Raw genomic sequence first — 19,678 nt, 5'->3', positions numbered from 1 at the left:
GCGCCACTCACACAGCGACGGCGTCGTAAGCGGCCAGCGCAGCGTCGAGCCGGGCAAGAACGCCATCGGGATCATCATGCGGCGATCCCCCGCGCGCCTTCAATGCCCTTTCGGCCCGTGCCGCCGCTTTTCCAACGAGTTCGGGCGCTTCGGCGGCAACGGCCGCCATCTCGATCATGTCGCCCGAACAATGAAGCGCGATATCGCAACCGGCGGCGAGCGTCGCCCGCGCCCGCTCCGCCAGCGTTCCCTTCAGCGCATTCATCGACAGATCATCGGAAAAAAGAAGACCATCAAAGCCAATTCGGCCTCTGACAACTTCCTCGATGACAACGCGAGACTGCGTCGCGGGGTGAACCGGATCGATGGCGGTATAGACCAGGTGGGCGGTCATCGCCGCCGGCAGATCGGCAAGGGCTGCGAAAGGCATGAAATCGGCGGAGGCAAGGCTTTCGAGATCGGCATCGACTACCGGCAGCTCGTGATGGCTGTCGACCTTGGCGCGGCCATGCCCCGGCACGTGCTTGATGACCGGCAGCAGGCCGGCCGCCATCAGCCCATCAGCAAAGGCCCGGCCAGCTGCGGCGACGAGATCCGGTCGTTCGCCGTAGCTTCTGTCGCCAATGGCCGGGGTCATATCGGGTGTCGCGATGTCGAGGCAGGGGGCACAGTCGACATCGATTCCAACCGCAGCCAGATCGTCACCGATCAGATGGGCGACGTCGGCGATCAACCTGTCGTCGCCGGCCAGTCCCGCCGCTCCGGCGAGGCGTCGGCCGGACGGATACTTGCGCCACAGAGGAGCCGTCATGCGCTGAACGCGCCCCCCTTCCTGATCGATCAGAACCGGGGCCTGCCAGCTGACGGCATCGCGGAAATCTCCGGTCAGGCGCTTCAACTGGTCGGGGCTTTCAACGTTGCGGCGAAACAGGATGAGTCCCCAAGGCGCGGCCTCGGTCAGAAATGCGCGTTCCTCGGCAGAAAGCACCGTCCCCTTGAGTCCGGTCACAAAAGCGCGAGACATGGGCATCTCTCCAAATGACAGGCCGCGCCGAATGCCATCCGGCACCTCGACGCGGCCAATGATCGTCCATCGACATTCAGCGTGCGATCAGGCAGTCACCGCCAGCCGAACGTAGCTGTTCGCAAAGCTCCACCGCGGCGCTCTTGGTCGGCGCCCCGACGCGCGCCCGATAGTAGACGCCCTTCGAGCCCAGATCGGCCCTCTGAATATCCACCGAGGCCGCCCCCAGGATGGAGGGATACTTGCGCTGGAGCGAGGCAAACGCGGAGCGCGCCGCGTCTTCGCTCCGTTGCGACGACAACTGCACGTAGGCGCCGGCCTCTCCCGACGTGGGCGCCGCCTGAGTGGCGGCCGGCAGACTGGCCACCTCGGTCGGCGCAGCCGGCTGCGGCTGTGACGCGGCGGCCGTCAGATCGAGCGGCCCGGATGACGGCGCGGCCGAAGGAGCCGCCGGCTTGACGGGAGGCAGCGGAGCCGACGCGTCGGTCGGCACCGATGCCGTCGTTTCAACGGATGGATCCGCCTCCGGATTGGCCAGGGCGGCGAGATTGATCGGCATCGGCTGCCCGGAGGCGTCTGTCAGATTGCTCGACGGCAGACCTTGCGGCGTTGATGACGCATCGGAGGCGACGGTTTGGTTGTTCGAGGCAAGAGGCGGCAACCCGATTCCGACATCAGTGTCGTCGTTCGGCGTGTCGCCCGCGGTCTCGCTGCGAGCAATGATCTGGCCTGCGCCATCGCTGGCCGGCAACGAAGCGCCCCCAGCGTTGCCCGCCGTATCCGCCGGCGTCTCGATCAAGGAACCATCGGGGCGAACCAGGACCGTACGAACGCGGCGAGGCCCGGTTTCATTGGGATCGAAGCCCGTCGGAAGCTCTGCCTCGACCTCCTGACCATCGGGGAGCGTGATGCGCGAAACGTGCGGCGTGACCGCCGGCAGCGCGGGCACGTCTCCGCTGCGGGCGACAAGTCGCTCCTCGCTCTTTGGCGGCGTACCGCCAACGGTATCGTAGACCGAGGCACCTTCTGCCGAGGCAACCACTTCCTGGGCGTTGGGGTCGGGCTTGACCTTGTACGGGCCGTCGGGCGCCATGACCACCACTGCTTCGCCGAAGCCGGCACCGCCACCGAAAAAAGCCCAGCCGGCAAAACCCGCAGCCAGGACAAGAACGGCGGCCGCGGCGGCCGTCATGAGACCGCGACGACCACGCGCATCGGATTGCTCGGCTTCGACGCTTCCCGCGTGCGGCGGCAGAACGCCAAACTCGTCGACGACAGGATCGACGCCATCGCGCTCGAACTCGGCCATGAACTCGTCGAGCGCCTGATCGTCCCAGGGATCATACGCCGTGCTGGCCTTGCGAGTGTTGACAGGCTTGTAGACCTGGCCGGTGCGAACATCGACCGGATTCATCGAAGCAATATCCTGCTCCAGCTCGGCCGCGAGGGCGTCGACGAACTGGTCCATGTCGGCTTCGCTAGCTTCGCGACCGTTCAGGATATCCCGGTAGTAACGCTCATCGTCGGCAAGGTGATCGCTATCGACGGACACGGCAGGCCGCATCGGCGATTGTTCGGCTGCGCTGCTCCTAACCATCGGCGTAGCTCTTCCCGTCTTTCTTCGCCACCGCCAGGACCGAACGATCCGTCGAGGCTACTACCTCATCTCTTCGGGCGCGTTGACGCCAAGAACCTCAAGGCCCGAGGCAAGAACGTTCCGGACAGCCCTGACCAAAGCCAAGCGCGCGTGGGTCAACAGTGGTTCATCAGGGTTAACAAAACGCAAACTTACATTATCCTTGCCGGCGTTCCAGTGGCCATGGAAGTCACTCGCCAGCTCATACAGATAAAAAGCGACGCGATGTGGCTCGTGCGTATCGGCGGCGGCATCGATAATGCGGGGAAATTCGGCCAACTTCCGGATCAGCGCCAGCTCGCTCGGATCGGCTAGCAGCTCAAGCGGCGCGGTCGAATCGTCGGCCGCAGCGACATCCGGGGCCACTTCGCGCGCCTGACGCAGGATCGAGTGGCAGCGGGCGTGGGCATATTGGACATAGAAGACCGGGTTGTCCTTGCTCTGCTCCTTCACCTTCACGAAGTCGAAGTCGAGCGGCGCGTCGTTCTTGCGCATCAGCATCATGAAGCGCACGGCATCGCGTCCGACTTCCTCGACGACATCGGCGAGCGTGACGAAATCGCCCGAGCGCTTGCTCATCTTCACCGGCTCACCGCCGCGATAGAGCTTCACCAACTGGCAAAGCCGGACGATCACCTCGATGGTTCCGCCGGAAATGGCGCTTCCCACGGCTTCCAGACGCTTCACGTAGCCGCCGTGATCGGCGCCGAGAATGAAGATCATCTGCTTGAAGCCACGCTGATACTTCGAGCGCATGTAGGCGACGTCGGCGGCGAAGTAGGTGTAGCTGCCATCCGACTTGACCAAGGGGCGATCGACGTCATCGCCTGCCGTCGAGGAGCGAAACAGCACCTGCTCGCGATCTTCCCAATCCTCGGGAAGCTGCCCCTTGGGCGGCGGCAGGCGACCGTCATAGACCAGATCCCGCTTGCGGAACTCCTCGATCATCTCGGCGATCTCGGAGGGCTCGCTGCCGCGCGGATCGTGCAGGGTCTTCTCGGAGAAGAACAGGTCGTGCCGAACGCCCAGCAAGGCCAGGTCGGCGCGGATCATGTCCATCATCATGTCGACGGCGAGCTTCTTGACCACCGGCAGCCATTCGGCCTCCGACATCGTCAGGAGACGATCGCCCCAGGTGGTCTTCAGCGCCTCGCCGACTGGCTTCAAGTAGTCGCCGGGATAGAGCCCTTCCGGTATCTCGATGGTCTCACCCAGAGCTTCGCGATAGCGCAGGAAAGCCGACCGAGCCAGGACATCGATCTGTCCGCCGGCGTCGTTGATGTAATACTCCTTGGTGACGTCGAAACCGGCCTTGGCCAGCAGCCGGGCGAGCGCGTCGCCAACCACGGCGCCGCGGCAATGGCCGACATGCATGGGACCGGTGGGATTGGCCGAGACATACTCGACGTTGACCTTGAGGCCGTTGCCGAACCGGGTGGCGCCAACATCGAGCCCCTGGGCGAGCGAGGTCTTCAGGAAGCCCGTCCAGAATGCCGGCGACAGGCGAAGGTTGATGAAGCCGGGCCCTGCCACCTCGACCGCTTCCACATCCGCATCGCCCCTCAGAACGGCGGCGATCTCCTCGGCGAGGTCGCGCGGCTTCCGACCCAACGGCTTCGCCAGGAGCATGGCGGCGTTGGTGGCGACATCGCCATGGCTCGCATCGCGCGGCGGTTCGACGGAAACGCGGGAAAGCGCATCAGCCGGAACGTCAAGCGGCAAGGAAGCGATGGCCGAGCGAATGCGCTCGCCGAACACCTGGAAGATATTCATCGGGTACCTCGTGGGAGCCGGATTTCCGGCCGATCGGCGAGGGGCCTAGCGCAATTCCGGCGTATCGTCAAACCAGCGGCGATGCTCCTGGATGGCGAAGCGGTCGGTCATGCCGGCAATATAGTCGCCGACCCGCCGGGCAAGAGCCGTATCGTCTCCCGCGTCGAGATCGCTTCGCCACTCCTCGGGCATGAAGTCAGGGTGGGCCACGTAGGTGTTGAACAGGTCCCTGACCACGCGATCGGCGTCGTGTCGCACCCGCATGACTTCGGGATGCCTGTACATGCGAGGGAACAGGAACCCCTTGATGGCGGCGTCGATGGCGGCCATTTCGTTGGAGAACGTCACGATGGTGCGGCCAGCCTGCCGAATGTCGTCGGACGAGCGGGGGCGAAGTTCCGCGAGCCGGTTGACCGACGCGACGATGACGTCCTCCACCATGGCGGTGATCAGCCGGCGCGTGATCTCGTGGATGGTACGGTGCCGATCAAGCCCCGGATACTTCATCCCGATCGCATCGAGGAATCCACCGATCAGCGGCATCGGCCGAAGATCGTCGAGAGAAAACAGTCCGGCACGGAGCCCGTCGTCGATGTCGTGCGCGTCATAGGCGATATCGTCGGCAATCGCCGCACACTGCGCTTCGGCGCTGGCATATGTGTCGAGCTTAAGCGAGTGGAGGCCGGGATAGGCGAGAAGGGCCACCGGCAGCCCCCGCTCGGCATGACGACCGATCGGCTTGCCGTCCTTGTCGGTCAGCGGACCGTTGTGCTTGACGAGTCCCTCCAGCGTTTCCCACGACAGGTTGAGCCCATCGAACTCGGCATAGGAGTGCTCGAGCTCGGTGACGGCCCGGAAGGACTGGGCGTTGTGGTCGAAACCGCCGAAGTTTGCGAGGCAGGCGTCGAGCGCATCCTCGCCCGTATGTCCGAAGGGCGTATGACCAACGTCGTGAGCCAGTGCCAGCGCTTCGGACAGATCCTCGTTGAGTCTCAGGGCGCGGGCGAGCGCGCGGGCGATCTGAGCCACTTCCAACGTGTGGGTGAGGCGGGTTCTGTAGTGATCGCCTTCGTGGAAGACGAAGACCTGCGTCTTGTGCTTCAGCCGCCGGAACGTCGTCGAGTGGATGATGCGGTCGCGGTCGCGCTGGAACGGTGTTCGTGTCGGGCTCGCCGGCTCTGGATAGCGCCGCCCCCGACTTTCCTCGGGATGAGTCGCAAAAGGCGCCAGCGGCTCCGTACCAAACCCCAGACTTGCCACTGTCGCCTCCCGAAGCATTATCCGGTCAATGCAAATCCGCATGACGGGCTCTCGCAGCCGTCATTTGACTTTGCCATCCGCTGCCTTACGTATGTCAGCAGGGTTCACACTTTCAAGTCATTCGAGATTCTAGGGACCGCCATGGAAGCTCTCGCCGCCAATATCAGCATGACCGCCGGCGCGGCGCGCCGGATCTCCAAGGTGCTTGAAAAGCAGCCAGGCAAGACCGCATTGCGAATCTCGGTCGAAGGTGGTGGCTGTTCGGGCTTTTCCTATCGCTTCGATCTGGTGGACGGCCAGAACGAGGACGATGTCGCCGTGACGCGCGATGGCGCCACGGTGCTGATCGATGCCGTCTCGCTACCGTTCATGGATGGCTCGGAGATCGATTTCGTCGACGATCTGATGGGGCAGGCGTTCAAGATCAACAACCCGAACGCCACCTCAAGCTGCGGCTGCGGTACCTCGTTCGCCGTCTGATCCGGCTCCTAGACCGTCAATAGCGTCGAGCCCACGGTTTCGCGTGCCTCCATCGCCTTGTGACAGGCGACGGCGTTCGCCAACGTGAACTTCTGCCCGACGCTTACCTTCACGACATCATTGCGGATCTGCTCGAACAGATCCTCGGCGCAAGCGTCGAGGGTGGCTCGTGTTGCGGTATAATGCCCGAGGGTCGGCCGCGTCACGTAGAGCGAGCCTTTCTGTGACAGAATGCCGAGACCGAACTCCGACACCGGCCCGGACGAGTTGCCGAAGGAGACGAACAGGCCCCGTGGCTTGAGGCAGTCGAGCGAAGCGGGAAACGTGTCCTTGCCGACCGAGTCGTAGACCACATCACACATGGCTCCACCGGTGATCTCGGCCACGCGGGCAACGAAATCCTCCGTACGGTAGTTGACGACGTGGGTATAGCCACAAGCCCTAGCGATCTCCGCCTTCTCCGCCGAGCCGACGGTGGCGATGGAGGTGGCGCCGAGCGATTTCAGCCACTGGCCGGCTATCTGGCCGACGCCACCGGCACCTGCGTGGAACAGCACGGTGTGGTCGCGCGTCACCTTGAAGGTCTGGCGCAGCAGATACTGCACTGTCATGCCCTTCAGAAGGCTGGCCGCCACCGTGAAGCCGTCGATGTCGTCGGGAACGCGAACGAGCTTCTGGGCCGAGATGATGTGCGCCTCACTGTAGGCGCCTACCGATCCGGCATAGGCGACACGATCGCCGGGGCGGAACTGGACGACGCCCTCCCCCGCCTTCTCGACAATCCCGACGGCCTCGGCGCCGGGGATGAACGGCAGGCCACCGGGCGCGGGATAAAGGCCCTTGCGGTAGTAGGTGTCGATGAAGTTGACGCCGATCGCGGTGTGCTTCACGCGCACCTCCCCCGGGCCGGGCGCACCAACCTCGACCTCCTCGAAGGACATCACCTCGGGTCCGCCCGTCTCGCGGATGACGATCGCCTTCACCATGACCTGCACTCCCGATTAGCTTGAGACTACGTCGCGGAAGCGTTGGTACCACCAAGGGCGGCGGGCTCGCCAATCATCTTTTGTTGGCCGGCGGGATCGCTCGCCGGCGGATCGGCCTCGCGGGCGAAGACACCGGACATCGCCACGAACGGCAACATCAGCAGGAAGGCTGCGGTCAGGCCGAAGTGCTCGGCAACGAACCCGACACCAGGCGGCGCCAGCAGGAAAATAGCGGTGATGATCATCGACATCGCCGCGACGTTGCGCGCTGCGTCACCGGGCTTGTCGCCAGCCGCGGCCACGCCGATGGGCATCACCAACGATACGCCGACACCCATCAATGCCAGCGACAGGCCGGAAATGGCGATGTGCGGCGAGAAGATGAAGCCGACAAGCCCGACGGCCGTCGTGGTCGCACAGACGCGAACGATGCTCGATGCGCGATAGCGAGCCCGGAACCAGTCGCCGGCCACACGGCCGACGAACATGGTCAAAGGGAACGTCCCGTAGGCAACCGAGGTCCAAAAGGGACTGGGTTGCAGTTGCTCGCGGAGAAACAGGGTACCCCAATCGTAGACGGCGCCTTCGGCCAGGGTGACGCCGGTCGCCATGATGCAAAGCCCGATCAGGCCGACGCTCGGCAACGTGAAGAGTGGCAGCTTGGCAGCCTCGACGGGGCGGACGATGCGCTCGTACATCGGGTTCGGCAGAAGAAACGCGATGCCAACGCACGCGAGAACGCCCAGCGAAGCCATCATGGCGAGGTGCCAGACGAGCGGCACGCCGAACTGACCGAACAAACCAGCCGAAAGCGCACCGGCGACGAAGCCGAGGCTCCAGTAGCCGTGACATTGCGCCATATACTTGCCGCCGGTGGTCGCCTCAAGACGCTGGACCCCGGCATTGCCACCGATCTCGAACAGCGTGTTGCCGGCACCGGCGAAGAACAGCACGACAGCCAGCACCATCCAGTGACCGGCAAGCCCGATGCCGAGCAGCATCATCGCCGCCAGCACCAGCCCCCAGACGCCGACGCGGGCCGCAGCAAAGCGATCCATCAATGGTCCGGCGATCGGAGCCGTGACCAGCGCGCCGACCGGCCCCAGGAAAAGCGCCAGCCCCATGGTCGCCTTGTCGACGCCGAGATGGGCGAGCAGATCCGGCATGCGGGTCAGCCAGTTGGCCGTGAGGAAGGACGAGCCGAAGTAAAGGGTACCGATGCGCAGGGCGGTAAACACGGGTATCCCCGATAGAATGGGAATATGGCGGACCTGTTTGCTTGACCGCCACGACGCCTTTCTCGATAAAACGATTCAATCGGCCTCGGCAATGCCAATCGACGGGACCGGGACGGTTCCGCCGTCGATGGCGCCACCGCCGTGCCATCTTGGACACACCCGAAGAGCACCCGACTTTGGAAGGCCTCGGAAAAACGCCCTGCCCTCGGTTGCCATGTCGGTTCCGGTCGAGTATGTGAAAGCCCGTTCGCGCCGCCCCCGTTGCGGGATATACTCGGCGTCAGGCGACGATGATCGCCGTGATCAAGGTGGGAGCGCGTAGCTCAGTTGGTAGAGCACGTGACTTTTAATCATGGGGTCGAGGGTTCGAGTCCCTCCGCGCTCACCAATCTTTTTATTATCCGCCCCTGAGACATGGGGTTGTTTACGTCCGTGGCACGGGGAACAACCTCGTGCCGAACGCGTTGTCCAGGGCCTACGGCATCTCCGGCGGGATCGGACGAAGTCCGTCCGCGATGCGCGGCTTCGCGCAGATAAGCTTTTCCTGCCGCAACGGCTGCCACCAACGGAGATTGGTCTATGGACTGGCAATCCGTGTTCTTGAGCGACTGGAGGAGCATGGGGCGAATGCTCGTTGTTGGCGTCCTCGCCTACACAGTGCTTGTCGTTTTCCTGAGGCTCTCGGGGAAACGTACGCTCGCCAAGCTTAACGCCTTTGACCTGGTCGTTACCGTGGCGCTGGGATCGACATTATCTGCCGTTATCCTTCAGAAAAGCATTTCCCTGGTCGAAGGTGCGACCGCGCTTGCGCTTCTTATTGCCATGCAGTTTCTCGTCGCTTTCACCTCTGTCCGCTGGAAAGCATTCGCGAAAGCGGTTCGATCCGAGCCGACCCTTCTGGTCCGTCACGGCGCGTTCTGTCGCGCGGCAATGCGGTCAGAGCGCGTGACAGAAGCCGAAGCCATGAGTGCGCTCCGCGCAAACGGCAGCCAGAGTATCTCCGACGTCGAATCGATGATCCTGGAAAGCGACGGTACAATCAGCGTGGTCTTGGCATCGAAGCCTTGAGGGCCGTTTCCACCTTCGTCAGGCGTTCCAACGGCTCGCGCTGGGCGAGTGAAGCTCCTGTGCCGGCAAGGAGCTATCTGCCTAGAAGTCGTAGGTGTGGCGAACGGTAATCCGCCGACGTTCCTTGCGCAGGAGGAAGCAGCTTGAGGCGCATCCTTCGCTCCAGGCCCGCGGCACCGGATGACGGCACCGGATGAACGGACACTTGACGGCGTCCTGTGACAAATCGCTCATGATCCCTTCTCGCTTTGGTCGTCAGGCTGGTAGCGCTATACCATACGACTTTAGTATTAGTCACCCTTGTGACGATCACGAAGTCGCGTTCGCCTTGTCACGGATAGGCGGAATGTTCAGGCTCGGTAAACGTTCGGTTTTCCTACCTGCGACTTTGGTCTATGAAAGAGCACATCAGTCCTCGACTTGAGGTGCCGTCATGCCAGTCGCCATCGATTCCGCCCTTGACCAAGCCGGCATCGGCCCATTCCAGCGGCGCCTTCTCGGTATCTTCGGCCTCGTCTGGGCGGCGGATGCCATGCAGGTGCTGGCGGTCGGTTTCACGGCCCCATCGATCGCCGCCAGTTTCGGTCTTTCGGTTCCGCAAGCGCTGCAAACCGGCACTCTGTTCTTCTTCGGCATGATGCTTGGAGCGGCGTTGTTCGGCAGGCTTGCCGATCGCATCGGCCGCAGGCGGGTTCTGCTGGTCACCGTTGCCTGCGACGGCATCTTTGGTCTTGCCTCGGTTTTTGCTCCCAACTTTGGGCTTCTGCTCGTGGCACGCTTTCTCACAGGCGCCGCCGTGGGGGGAACGCTGCCGGTCGATTATGCCATGATGGCGGAGTTCCTTCCGTCAGACCGGCGCGGGCGTTGGCTGGTGATGCTGGAAGCCTTCTGGGCGATCGGCACGGTCGTTGTGGCGCTCGCCGCCTGGGCCGCCGCCTCGGCCGGCCTGCCGGATGCGTGGCGTACCATCTTTCTGATCACCGCCATACCGGCCTTGGTCGGCTTCTGGTTGCGACTGATGGTCCCGGAATCACCGCTCTATCTTTTGCGCAAGGGGCGGAACGAAGAGGCGCGCGCCGTCATCGATCGCGTTTTGACGACCAACGGTAAGGCGCCGCTCTCGGAGCCCCTGGCGGCCGGCGAGACATCCGAGACCGTCAGCCTCCTGTCGCCGGCCTTGAAAGCGCGAACGGTGCTGATGCTGGCCATCTGGTTCCTGGTGTCGCTCAGCTACTATGGCGTCTTCACCTGGATGCCGGCCCGCCTCGCCGGCGAGGGCTTCGGCTTCGTTCGCGGCTACGGCTTCCTCGTCATCGTGGCGCTGGCCCAGATTCCCGGCTACGCGCTGGCCGCCTGGGGCGTCGAACGAGCAGGTCGCAAGCCGACATTGATTGCCTTTCTGCTGCTATCGGCGGCCGGCTGCGTCCTTTTCGTCGTCGCTGGCAATGCAGCGCTGGTGGCAACGGCCATCCTGCTGATGAGCTTCTCTCTGTTGGGCACATGGGGGGCGCTTTACGCCTACACGCCGGAACTCTATCCGACAGCGGCGCGCGCGAGCGGCATGGGCGCCGCCGGCGCCATGGCTCGGCTGGGCGGCCTGTTGGCGCCCTCCCTTCTGTCGTTGCTCGTCGCCCGAAGCTTTGGGGCTGCCGTGGCGCTGTTTGCCATATTGCTGGTTCTTGCAGCGGTCGCCGCTTCGCGGATCGACGCCGAGACGAGGCAACAGGCCCTCGACTGATCAATTCAGAACGCTGCACCGCTTTCGATGCCTTGGCAGCCGAAGCGTTCGGAATCTGCTTTGCGGATTCCTACCCTCGGCTTTGTGGATAATTTTCAAAACCAATCATATTCGATCAAAATCTAGGGGTTCATGCGGGGTTGTGAGCGTCCCGAGCAGCCAATAGCTTTCAGTTTGGTTCAGGCCTCGGCCAATTTTCAGCGCCGGGGTCGACGTTCACGACGCCGACAAGCTGACGCTCACGCGCTTCGATCGTCGGCGGGCCGGCAAATGCGGCCTCAGGAGGAACTGAGCATGTCCCATCGCATGATTCTCAACGAGACATCCTATTTCGGCGCCGGCGCTCGCGCCGAAATGATCGGCGAGGTACAACGCCGCGGCTACAAGAAGGCGCTGGTGGTCACCGACGCAGTGCTGGTGAAGGCCGGCACGGTGGCAAAGGTGACCAGCCTGATGGATGCAGCCGGCCTCGCCTACGAGCTGTTCGACAAGGTGATGCCCAACCCGACCATCGGCGTCGTCAAGGACGGCGTCGCCGCCTTCGCCAAGGCCAAGGCCGACTATCTCGTCGCCATCGGCGGCGGCTCGCCGCAGGACACTGCCAAGGCGATCGGCATCATCACCAACAATCCCGAGTTCTCCGACGTGCGCAGCCTCGAAGGCGTCGCGCCCACCAAGAAGCCGTCGGTGCCGATCATCGCGCTGGCCACCACCGCCGGCACCGCCGCCGAGGTGACCATCAACTATGTCATCACCGATGAGGAGAAGCGCCGCAAGTTCGTCTGCGTCGACCCGCATGACATTCCCGTGGTCGCCATCATCGACAGCGAGCTGATGGCCACCATGCCGACGCCGCTCAAGGCCGCTACCGGCATGGACGCGTTGACCCATGCCATCGAGGGCTACATCACCAAGGGCGCCTGGGAGCTGTCCGACGCGCTGCACATCAAGGCGATCGAGATCATCGGCCGGTCGCTTCGCGCCTCCTGCGCGGGCGACGCCAAGGGCGTCGAGGACATGGCACTCGGCCAGTACGTGGCCGGCATGGGCTTCTCCAACGTCGGTCTCGGCTTGGTGCACGGCATGGCCCATCCGCTCGGCGCCTTCTACAACACGCCGCACGGCGTCGCCAACGCGGTGCTCTTGCCGACGCTGATGGCCTACAACGCCGACTACACGGGCGAGAAGTACCGGGCGATCGCCGCCGCCCTCGGCGTCAAGGGCACCGAGACCATGCCGATCGCCGAGGCGCGCAAGGCGGCGGTGGCGGCGGTTGAGACGCTTTCGAAAGATGTCGGCATTCCGGCCAAGCTCTCGGAAGTCGGCGTCAAGGCCGAGGACATCCCGGCGCTCGCAGAGGCGGCCTTCGCCGACGTCTGCACCGGCGGCAACCCGCGCGATACCAACGTGTCGGAAATCGAAGCACTCTACAGGTCGATCCTCTGACGGAACCGGCCTTGCTTATGCAGGTTGACGGCGCCCTCCGGGGCGCCGTTTGCATTTCCGGCCACGAAGTTTGCGGCGCAACAATGAGGGCAATCGGCCCTGAGGGTAACGTTCGGACAACAAGCAATGGAGAGTCCGCCGATGTCCCTTGATACGGTTACCCCAGTCACCACGCTCGACGTGCGCCGCCTGCCCTGCGAGCTGCGCCGCGCCACCATCATCGAGAGTTTCGACGCCCTTGAGCCGGGGCAGTCGATGGAAATCGTCAACAGCTTCGATCCGGTGCCGCTGCGCCAGCATTTCGAAGAACGCACCCTGGTCGGTTTCGGCTGGGACTACCTGGAACAGGGCCCGGAGATCTGGCGCATCCGTCTGACCCGGAGATAAGCCATGAAGTCTGAGATCCTCGCCGCCCTCGCCACCGTCGACGACCCCGAACTCGGCATCGACATCGTCTCCCTCGGCCTTGTCCGTCGTCTCGACATCGGCGAGGGCACCGTCACCATCGAACTGATGATGACGACGCCAACCTGCCCGCTCGGCGGCCTGATCGCAGAAAACGCCCGCGTCGCCGTGGAACGCGCAGTCGGAGCCGGGTGGACCGTGAGCGTCACCATCGACAAGGCCGCAGTCTGGTCGCCCGAGCTCGCCGACCCAAGTGTTCGGTCTCGCTTCGAACGTCAGCCATCACGGTTCGAAGCGGCGGTATCGAAGTTCGCCGCCGGCCTGTTCGGGCGCTGAGAACGAACGCGTTCTGAGTCCGCTCGCCAGGCTATAGCCTTTTACCCCTCTCTCCAACTCTCCCCCACAAGGGGGGGAGAGAGCACGGCTCGGTTCTTTCCAGAGCTTATCAGCTCTACGAACCCTCTCCCCATAGTGAGGGAGAGTTGGAGAGAGGGGTATTCCCGATTATTCCTCCGGATTGCACTATGAAACTCACTCCGTTTCTCCGCATCGCCCTGGCCGTAACGGCGGCGGCGTCGCTGATCGCTGGTCTCACAGGCGGCCTTGCCCGACTAGGCGTGGTCGCCCCGGTCGGCGATACGGCGGACATGCACGGAGCGATCATGGCCTCCGGCTTTTTCGGCACCTTGATCTCACTGGAGCGGGCGGTTGCCGACGGGCGCCTCGCAGCGCTGCTGGTCCCCGCCATGTCGGCGGCCGGCGCCGTTCTGCTGCTGTCGGGCTATGCCGAGGCGACGGCACCGTTGTTCCTCATCGCCGGCCTAGGTCTGACGATGCTGACCGGCCTGGCCACATGGAAGCTGCCGACATTGTTCACCGGGCTGATGACGGCCGCCGCTGCGCTATGGCCGCTTGGAACCCTCTACTGGATGCTTGGCCGCACGCTGCCGGAAGTCGGTTATGTCTGGCTTGGCTTCCTCATCCTGACCGTCGTCGCCGAGAGGATCGAGCTGTCGCGACTGCTCAGGCCGACGCTGGCCGCCCGTGCCCTGCTGGTTCTGCTCGTCGCGCTGTTCGCCTTGGCACTCGGACTGGGTCAGCCATGGAACGGCTCGATGCTTCTGTCCGTGGCGCTTGCCGGTATCGCACTCTGGCTGCTCCGGGAGGACATCGCGCTCCGTACCGTTCGCACCAAGGGTTTTGCGCGCTTCTCCGCCCTGCTGCTGATCTCAGGCTATGGCTGGCTGATCGTTGCCGCCGCCTGCCTGACGCTATTGCCGCCCGGCGAGACCCTTTACGGCCACGACGCCGCCATCCACGCCATAGCCGTCGGCTTCATCCTGTCGATGGTGTTCGCCCACGCGCCGATCATCCTGCCGGCCGTCACAGGCGCTCCGGTCCGCTATGTGCCGATCCTGTATCTGCCGGCGATTCTGCTGCAACTGGCGATCGGCCTGCGCATCGTCTTCGACGCCATGGACGCCACCGAACGACTATATTGCCCGGCATGGCTGACCATCGTGGCCATCGTGGCCTACGTCGCCCTGTTGCTCGGCACCATGGCGGTCCGGCCAAAAGCGATCCGGGCCCAATAAGCCGAACGCGCCCTCAACCGGCCTTCAGCCAGTCGTCCACTATCCGATCGTGCAGGGTTGACGAGGCGCGATAGGCGCGACACCGGTTCCGTCCGACGCGCTTGGCCTCGGTGAGCGCCGCGTCGGCGGCCACCATCAGAGAACCGATATCCGCACCGACGTCGGCAACCGCCGCCACGCCGGCGCTGGTGGTGAGCGGAACATGCTCGCCATTCTCGGTCAGGAGCCTCAGCTCTTCGGTCCGCCGGCAAAGATACTCGGCGATCGACAGACCGACGTCGAGCCTGATCGATGGCATGAACAGGGCGAACTCCTCGTCGCCAACCCGGGCGACGATGTCGGGGGCGCGCACCTCGCGATTCAGGACCTGGGCGAAAGCCTTCAGAGCCCGATCGCCTTCATCCCGACCAAAGCGGTCGTTGACGAAACGGAAGTGATCGAGATCGAACAGCATCAGTACGCCGCGTTCGCCACCGCCCTGTATCAATGCTTCGGCGGTGCGGAAGAATGCCGCTCGATTGGGCAAGCCTGTCAGCGCATCGATGTCAGACGATTTCCGGTGGAAGCGAGCATCCCGCTGTGCGAGCAAGGTCAGCATGGCCACGACGAGGAACAACGTGAAGAGTAGTGCTTCCAGCACGCCGAAGATGAACAGGGGCGACTGGTCGAACGCCGCGCCAAAACCGAAATCGGGCGCGATCACCAAAAGCGGCACCCGAAGCGCATAGAGCGCCCCATGAGCCGCAAACAACGCGGCGGTGGGCAAGCGGGCCGGCAGCGGCTCGATGCGCCGACGTTGCAGAAGCTTCCAGGCGATCGCTAGAGAGTAGATGGCCATCACCAGCGCCGCCAAAGCCCCGTGCAGGGCCGGCTCGTCGCGCAGGAAGGGAACGGCGACGAATGGAAGCCAGGCGACCGCGCCGATGGCCGCCTTCCAGACGGCGGGCCGGCAGCCTTCGAACAGCTGGAAACCGAGCCAAATCAGTCCGTAGGCAAACGCCAGCATGGCATTGCCGAACAGCACAGCCGTCCAGTCGGGCACAACCGGGCGCAAGATGTAGAAGGCGCAGGCAACGGCGCCGAACCACAGGGATGCCGACCAGACGACCAAGGCGTAGGTTCGCCGCTCCGTCAGCCAGATAAGCCCAAACGCCGTGCCCGCGGTCATGCCGCCGAGCACGCCAATCAATAACAGGGTCGGAACGCTGATCAACTCGGCCATGACGACCTCCACGCCACTGAACCGCGGGGTCACCTTTCGGGAAGAGCTATTCCAATACTCGATTGTGTCAGAAAAGTGTAGAATTCAGAGCTGCGGCCCAAGAATTTTTCATTCCGCGCAAGATTAACGCCGACCCTTTCCTTTGATCGAACTCAGAGACGGATAGCGCCCCTTGGCTACCGGCGCAGGTGGCGGCGGTGGCGGAGTCGGCTTGAGTTTCAGTTTCTGCGGTTCAAGCGGCGCCAGAGTCTTTGGCGCCCCGGATTTGGCGTCTTCGACCATGCGGACGAGCTTGAGCAGAACGGCCGCCGTCCCCCGGAGACGCTGCTCGGCCTCAGGCCAGTCGCGAGCCAGGACGATCTTCTGATCCGGCCTTATCTTGGCAAGTGATCCCTGCTCGCCGATGTACTGGACCAGGGCCGCCGGGTTTTCGAACTTGCCGTCCCGGAAGGAGAGCACCAGCCCCTTCGGGCCGGCGTCGATCTTCTCGATGTTCGCCTTGCGGCAGAGACTCTTGATGGTGATGGTCTTCAGAAGGTGCTCGACTTCCTCCGGCAGTGGACCGAAGCGATCGATCAGCTCCGCGCCAAAGGCGTCGATGGAGCCGCCGTCCTCCAGTTCGGCGAGACGCCGGTAGAGGCCAAGGCGAAGCTGAAGATCGGGCACGTAGTGATCGGGGATCATCACCGGCGTGCCGAGCGTGATCTGCGGCGACCACTGGTCCTCGACCACCTCGTCGACGATGCCGGCCTTGAGCTGGGCGACGGCCTCTTCCAGCATCTGCTGGTACAACTCGTAACCCACTTCCCTGATGTGGCCGGACTGCTCCTCGCCGAGCAGATTGCCGGCGCCGCGCAGGTCGAGGTCGTGACTTGCCAGCTGGAACCCGGCGCCCAACGTGTCGAGCGATTGCAACACCTTGAGCCGACGCTCGGCGACCGAGTTGACGCGGTTTTCCGGCGGCGTCGTGAAGATGGCGTAGGCGCGCGTCTTGGAACGGCCGACGCGGCCCTTCAGCTGGTAGAGCTGGGCGAGACCGAACATGTCGGCGCGGTGAATGATCAGCGTGTTGGCGGTCGGAATGTCGAGGCCGGATTCGACAATCGTCGTCGAGAGCAGGACGTCATACTGGCCTTCGTAGAAGGCGGTCATGATATCCTCGAGCTGCGTCGCGGCCATCTGTCCATGCGCGACGGCCACCTTCACCTCCGGCACGTGTTTCGCGAGGAACTCGTTCTGGCTGGTGAGATCGGCAATGCGAGGGCAGACGTAGAACACCTGCCCTCCCCGGTACTTCTCTCGGAGAATGGCTTCACGAACGATCAGGGGGTCGAACGGCGTGACGAAGGTGCGGACGGCGAGACGATCGACCGGCGGCGTGGCGATCAGCGACAGTTCGCGAACGCCGGTCAGCGCCAGCTGCAGCGTGCGCGGGATCGGCGTGGCGCTGAGCGTCAGTACATGCACGTCGGACTTCAGCTCCTTCAGCCGCTCCTTGTGCTTGACGCCGAAATGCTGCTCCTCGTCGATGATCAGCAGGCCGAGATCCTTGAACTCGATGCCCTTGGCGAGCAGCGCATGCGTGCCGACGACGACATCGACCGTGCCGTCGGCGAGGCCGGCCTTGGTGGCCGCGAGGTCCTTGGACGGCACCAGACGCGAGGCCTGCCGCACGTTGATCGGCAGCCCCTTGAACCGTTCGTGGAACGTGCGGAAATGTTGGCGCGACAACAGCGTGGTGGGCACGACGACGGCCACCTGCTTGCCGCTCATGGCCGCCAGGAAGGCGGCCCGCAGCGCCACCTCGGTCTTGCCGAAGCCGACGTCACCGCAGACGAGACGATCCATCGGCCGACCCGAGGCAAGATCGCCGGCCACGGCCTCGATGGAGTTGAGCTGATCCTCGGTCTCGTCATAGGGGAAACGAGCAGCGAAATCGTCGTAGAGGCCTTCGGGCGGCGACAGCACGGGAGCGGTCTTGAGCAAACGGGCAGCGGCCGTCTTGATCAGCTCGTCGGCGATCTCGCGGATGCGCTTCTTCAGCCGCGCCTTGCGCGCCTGCCAAGCGCCGCCGCCCAGCTTGTCGAGCTGCGCCTCGGCGTCGTCGGAGCCGTAGCGGCTGAGCAGTTCGATATTCTCGACCGGCAGGAACAGCTTGTCACCGCCAGCATAGACGATTTCCAGGCAGTCATGCGGCGCGCCTGCCGCCTCGATGGTCTTGAGGCCAACGAAGCGGCCGATGCCATGATCGACGTGGACAACGAGATCGCCCTCGGCGAGACTTGTCGCCTCCTTGATGAAGTTCTCGGCCTTCTTGCGACTCTTGGCCCCACGCACCAGCCGATCGCCCAGCACGTCCTGTTCGGCGATCACCACGAAACCAGGCACCTCGAAGCCGGTCTCGATGCCGAGGATGGCAAGCGGCAACACGCCTGAGGGCGCTTTCAGCGCCGCATCGAGATGGGGAGCGAGTTCGGTTACCTGACCACCATGATCACGGATGACTTGCGCCAGGCGATCGCGCGACCCTTCCGACCAGCAGGCGAGGATCACCCGGCGCTTGTCCTGTCCGAGTGCGGCGATATGCTTCACCAGAGCGTCGAAGATATTGACGTCGCCGGCCGCCCGCTCGGCGGCGAAGGAGCGGCCGGTTTTACCGCCGAAATCAACGACCTTAACCGACGATTGTTCGGGACGGTTGAACGGTGTCAGGCGAGCGACGGCGCGCCGGGCGAGAAGCCCCTGCAACTCGCTCTCGGCGAGGTAGAGCGTGGTCGGCGGCATCGGCTTGTAGGGAGCGCCGGAACCGCCCGTCTTCAGCGTATCGAGCCGAGCCTCGTAATGATCGACGACGGCTGTCAGGCGCTCGTTGATGGCTTCGTCCACCAGCGGATCGACCATGACGGGCGCATCCCCGGTGTAGTCGAACAATGTGCCGAGCCGTTCGTGGAACAGCGGCAGCCAGTGTTCGATACCGGCGTAACGCCGCCCCTCACTGACCGCCTCATACATCGGGTCCCCCGAGGTGGCGGCGCCGAAGGCGGCGACATAACCTTGCCGGAACCGCTTGATCGAGGCCGGCGTGATCTGCACCTCGCTCATTGGCACGAGATCGAGGCGTTTCAGCTGCCCGGTCGAACGCTGGCTCTCCGGATCGAAGGTTCGGATGGATTCGAGCTGGTCGCCGAAGAAGTCGAGGCGCACCGGCGCTTCGGTTCCCGGCGCAAAGAGATCGAGAATGCCGCCACGCACGGCGTACTCGCCGGTATCGCGCACCGTTGACGACCGGGAGAACCCGGCGTCCTCCAGCCAGGCTGTGAGCTTGCCCATGTCGGCGATGTTGCCGGGCGCCAGCGTCATCACCTGACCCGACACCATGGAAGGTGGCACCACGCGCTGAACCAGCGCGTTGACGGTGGTCAGAAGCACGAAGGGCCTGGCGTCGCCGGCATGCGCCGCCAGCTCCGACAGGGTCGTCATGCGTCGCGCCACGACGGCCGGGGTCGGCGACACGCGATCATAGGGAAGGCAGTCCCAGCCGGGAAACTCCAGCACGCCGACTTCCGGAGCAAAGAAAGCCAGAGCTCGCTGAAGCTGCTGCAATCGCTGGCCGTCACGCGCAATGTAGACCGCATCGAGACCCTTCCGCTGCTCCGAACGCACCAGTTCGGCAAGCGCAAGCGCTTCGGCACCATCAGGAACGGCGGCAACCGTGAGGGCGGAAAAGTCGGACAGCAGGCTGGACCAGGGTGTGGGCATGGCGAAGGGATATCGGCTCACGGGAGGAAACGTGATCTTCTAAAGCAT

Annotated in this window: 16 protein-coding genes and 1 tRNA gene; 8 read left to right on the top strand and 9 right to left on the bottom strand. The window is 64.0% G+C overall.

The features are described 5' to 3' along the window. Positions 1 to 7: 7 nt before the first annotated feature. The 4 genes from nagZ to M4J39_RS01670 all read right to left on the bottom strand — a co-directional run bounded on the left by nagZ (position 8) and on the right by M4J39_RS01670 (position 5,711). Positions 8 to 1,024: a beta-N-acetylhexosaminidase gene (gene nagZ, locus M4J39_RS01685; RefSeq protein WP_251725944.1), complete on the bottom strand. Its 1,017-nt coding sequence runs from the start codon at positions 1,022 to 1,024 to the stop codon at positions 8 to 10. Positions 1,025 to 1,100: 76 nt separating this feature from the next. Continuing rightward, complete coding sequence (locus M4J39_RS01680) at positions 1,101 to 2,621, bottom strand: SPOR domain-containing protein (protein ID WP_251725943.1); 1,521 nt, start codon at positions 2,619 to 2,621, stop codon at positions 1,101 to 1,103. Between the two features lie 60 nt (positions 2,622 to 2,681). After that, positions 2,682 to 4,433 (bottom strand): arginine--tRNA ligase, encoded by a 1,752-nt coding sequence (argS, locus tag M4J39_RS01675; RefSeq protein ID WP_251725942.1) that lies wholly within the window; start codon positions 4,431 to 4,433, stop codon positions 2,682 to 2,684. Positions 4,434 to 4,478: 45 nt separating this feature from the next. Next, positions 4,479 to 5,711 (bottom strand): deoxyguanosinetriphosphate triphosphohydrolase, encoded by a 1,233-nt coding sequence (locus tag M4J39_RS01670; protein WP_251726772.1) that lies wholly within the window; start codon positions 5,709 to 5,711, stop codon positions 4,479 to 4,481. Positions 5,712 to 5,861: 150 nt separating this feature from the next. Between M4J39_RS01670 and M4J39_RS01665 the strand changes: the two genes are divergently transcribed. Further along, on the top strand, positions 5,862 to 6,173 hold the full coding sequence (locus tag M4J39_RS01665) for a HesB/IscA family protein (protein WP_371875389.1): 312 nt from the start codon (positions 5,862 to 5,864) through the stop codon (positions 6,171 to 6,173). A gap of 8 nt (positions 6,174 to 6,181) precedes the next feature. Here the strand turns inward: M4J39_RS01665 and M4J39_RS01660 are convergent, their stop codons facing one another. Together M4J39_RS01660 and M4J39_RS01655 are read right to left on the bottom strand one after the other, a co-directional pair. Then, entirely contained in the window at positions 6,182 to 7,159 is a 978-nt protein-coding gene (locus M4J39_RS01660) for a quinone oxidoreductase (RefSeq protein ID WP_251725938.1), read from the bottom strand. Positions 7,160 to 7,185: 26 nt separating this feature from the next. Next, positions 7,186 to 8,397 carry an MFS transporter gene (locus M4J39_RS01655; RefSeq protein WP_251725937.1) on the bottom strand — a complete coding sequence of 404 codons (1,212 nt, stop codon included), beginning with the start codon at positions 8,395 to 8,397 and terminating at the stop codon, positions 7,186 to 7,188. A 312-nt stretch (positions 8,398 to 8,709) separates the two neighbouring features. Here M4J39_RS01655 and M4J39_RS01650 point away from each other — a divergent pair. Continuing rightward, a tRNA-Lys gene (locus M4J39_RS01650) sits at positions 8,710 to 8,785 on the top strand. A 191-nt stretch (positions 8,786 to 8,976) separates the two neighbouring features. Next, positions 8,977 to 9,465 (top strand): DUF421 domain-containing protein, encoded by a 489-nt coding sequence (locus M4J39_RS01645; RefSeq protein WP_251725935.1) that lies wholly within the window; start codon positions 8,977 to 8,979, stop codon positions 9,463 to 9,465. A gap of 81 nt (positions 9,466 to 9,546) precedes the next feature. Here the strand turns inward: M4J39_RS01645 and M4J39_RS01640 are convergent, their stop codons facing one another. Next, positions 9,547 to 9,699, bottom strand: a complete 153-nt coding sequence (locus M4J39_RS01640) for a hypothetical protein (protein WP_251725933.1) — start codon at positions 9,697 to 9,699, stop codon at positions 9,547 to 9,549. A gap of 199 nt (positions 9,700 to 9,898) precedes the next feature. Between M4J39_RS01640 and M4J39_RS01635 the strand changes: the two genes are divergently transcribed. The 5 genes from M4J39_RS01635 (at position 9,899) to M4J39_RS01615 (ending at position 14,649) form a co-directional block, all read left to right on the top strand. After that, positions 9,899 to 11,203, top strand: coding sequence for an MFS transporter (locus M4J39_RS01635; RefSeq protein ID WP_251725932.1), 1,305 nt, complete (start codon positions 9,899 to 9,901; stop codon positions 11,201 to 11,203). Between the two features lie 294 nt (positions 11,204 to 11,497). Continuing rightward, positions 11,498 to 12,649, top strand: a complete 1,152-nt coding sequence (gene fucO / locus M4J39_RS01630) for a lactaldehyde reductase (protein WP_251725930.1) — start codon at positions 11,498 to 11,500, stop codon at positions 12,647 to 12,649. A gap of 141 nt (positions 12,650 to 12,790) precedes the next feature. Continuing rightward, a complete protein-coding gene (locus tag M4J39_RS01625; protein WP_251725928.1) occupies positions 12,791 to 13,036 on the top strand; it encodes a DUF2249 domain-containing protein in 246 nt (81 codons plus the stop codon). A gap of 3 nt (positions 13,037 to 13,039) precedes the next feature. Continuing rightward, a complete protein-coding gene (locus M4J39_RS01620; RefSeq protein ID WP_251725926.1) occupies positions 13,040 to 13,390 on the top strand; it encodes a metal-sulfur cluster assembly factor in 351 nt (116 codons plus the stop codon). Positions 13,391 to 13,578: 188 nt separating this feature from the next. Continuing rightward, positions 13,579 to 14,649: a hypothetical protein gene (locus M4J39_RS01615; RefSeq protein WP_251725925.1), complete on the top strand. Its 1,071-nt coding sequence runs from the start codon at positions 13,579 to 13,581 to the stop codon at positions 14,647 to 14,649. A gap of 13 nt (positions 14,650 to 14,662) precedes the next feature. Here the strand turns inward: M4J39_RS01615 and M4J39_RS01610 are convergent, their stop codons facing one another. Then, positions 14,663 to 15,871, bottom strand: coding sequence for a GGDEF domain-containing protein (locus M4J39_RS01610; protein ID WP_251725923.1), 1,209 nt, complete (start codon positions 15,869 to 15,871; stop codon positions 14,663 to 14,665). Between the two features lie 123 nt (positions 15,872 to 15,994). Next, on the bottom strand, positions 15,995 to 19,630 hold the full coding sequence (mfd, locus tag M4J39_RS01605; protein ID WP_251725922.1) for a transcription-repair coupling factor: 3,636 nt from the start codon (positions 19,628 to 19,630) through the stop codon (positions 15,995 to 15,997). Between the last annotated feature and the right edge of the window lie 48 nt (positions 19,631 to 19,678).

Source organism: Pleomorphomonas sp. NRK KF1, from assembly GCF_023721755.1.
In the GTDB taxonomy this organism is placed as follows: domain Bacteria; phylum Pseudomonadota; class Alphaproteobacteria; order Rhizobiales; family Pleomorphomonadaceae; genus Pleomorphomonas.
Note: the sequence above shows the minus strand (reverse complement) of the source record. Positions and strands in the feature narration are given on the sequence as shown.